Genomic DNA, 1,120 nt, shown 5'->3' with positions numbered 1-1,120 from the left:
TTGTCGGCTTTTTGTTGGAGGTTGTATCAGGCTTAATTGCTTATACGTTCCAACCGAAAAAGCCGAGCTTAGGTTTACGTGATCAGGAAATCGCTGTGCTTAAACAGAGTTGAGGTTGATTAGTAATCCTTGAAATCAGCCGGAAAGATCCCCGTGATCTTCCGGCTTTGTTCTTTTAACAGCAACTCAATCCCTGCCCTTAGCGGCTTTTATAGTCGCCAATCAGTTCCCGCATCCTGAGCTTAATTTCACTGATTTGCGCTCGCTGGTGCTGGTATTACTGCCTGAGGCTGTTGGTCTCGTCACTGTCGGGTATCAATACTAAACAGCCCTCCATGATCTTCACCGTGACCGAGCCGCCAATCTCAAAGCCCGCGGCCTTAAGCCATTGCCCCTTAAGGTGTATTGTGGGCGGGGCTGTGGCCTTGTCGTTTTGCGGGACGTATCCCACGGTGTAATAACGTTCTGTTTTGGCGGCTTTATTTACCGCACGGTTTTGCTTAGAATGCGCCTTAGCCATGTTCAACTCCTAGATAGTTGCTTATGGTGAGCAGGGGTGAAGTATTGGTCGCACTTCATCCCCGTGTTAAATGTAGGGGTATATTGAATCCGGACACCTCAAAAGCCTGCTAATCTTATTAAGATGATGATGAGGTATGATGATGAAATTGAAATCCGCCAAACGCCAATATTCCGCTGAATTTAAGCTGGAAGCCGTTCAACAGGTTGTCAATGTTGCCCGTTCACTGGGGGTCGATACCAGCACCCCGGGAAAATGGGTTCGCCAATACAAGGCCGAAATGCAAGGAGTGACGCCTGTCGGTAGAGCACTCACGCCTGAACAACGCCAGATACAGGCATGAGAAAAACAGGTCAAACGCCTCGAAATGGAAAAAGAGATCCTAAAGCAGGCGGCCGTGCTGATGAGCGAGATGCGCAGGAATGCTATTCGTTGATCACACGGCTGAGCTCCCGATGGTCAGTCAAGGAATTATGTCTGACGTTTCAGGTGTCACGCAGTGCCTATTATGACTGGCGGCAACGTCCTGTCGACACGGAACGTATGCAGTTGCGCATCCGGACCCGTGAGCTGGATAACCAAAGTCGGGGCGCGATAGGC

At 49.9% G+C, this 1,120-nt stretch carries 2 protein-coding genes and 2 pseudogenes; 3 read left to right on the top strand and 1 reads right to left on the bottom strand.

From position 1 onward, the window contains the following. Nucleotides 1-113, top strand: a pseudogene (locus H8A87_RS20665) (IS982 family transposase); the annotation flags it as partial. Between the two features lie 164 nt (nucleotides 114-277). Here the strand turns inward: H8A87_RS20665 and H8A87_RS19125 are convergent. Further along, nucleotides 278-520: a SymE family type I addiction module toxin gene (locus H8A87_RS19125; protein WP_198691473.1), complete on the bottom strand. Its 243-nt coding sequence runs from the start codon at nucleotides 518-520 to the stop codon at nucleotides 278-280. Nucleotides 521-656: 136 nt separating this feature from the next. Between H8A87_RS19125 and H8A87_RS19120 the strand changes: the two genes are divergently transcribed. Further along, complete coding sequence (locus H8A87_RS19120) at nucleotides 657-863, top strand: transposase (protein ID WP_198691472.1); 207 nt, start codon at nucleotides 657-659, stop codon at nucleotides 861-863. Next, a pseudogene (locus tag H8A87_RS19115) lies at nucleotides 860-1,120 on the top strand (hypothetical protein); the annotation flags it as partial. The gene H8A87_RS19120 and the pseudogene H8A87_RS19115, both read left to right, overlap by 4 nt.

The organism is Xenorhabdus lircayensis, assembly GCF_016306625.1.
In the GTDB taxonomy this organism is placed as follows: Bacteria; Pseudomonadota; Gammaproteobacteria; order Enterobacterales; family Enterobacteriaceae; genus Xenorhabdus; species Xenorhabdus lircayensis.
The sequence above is the reverse complement of the archived record's forward strand: the minus strand, read 5'-3'. Positions and strand labels throughout refer to the sequence as shown.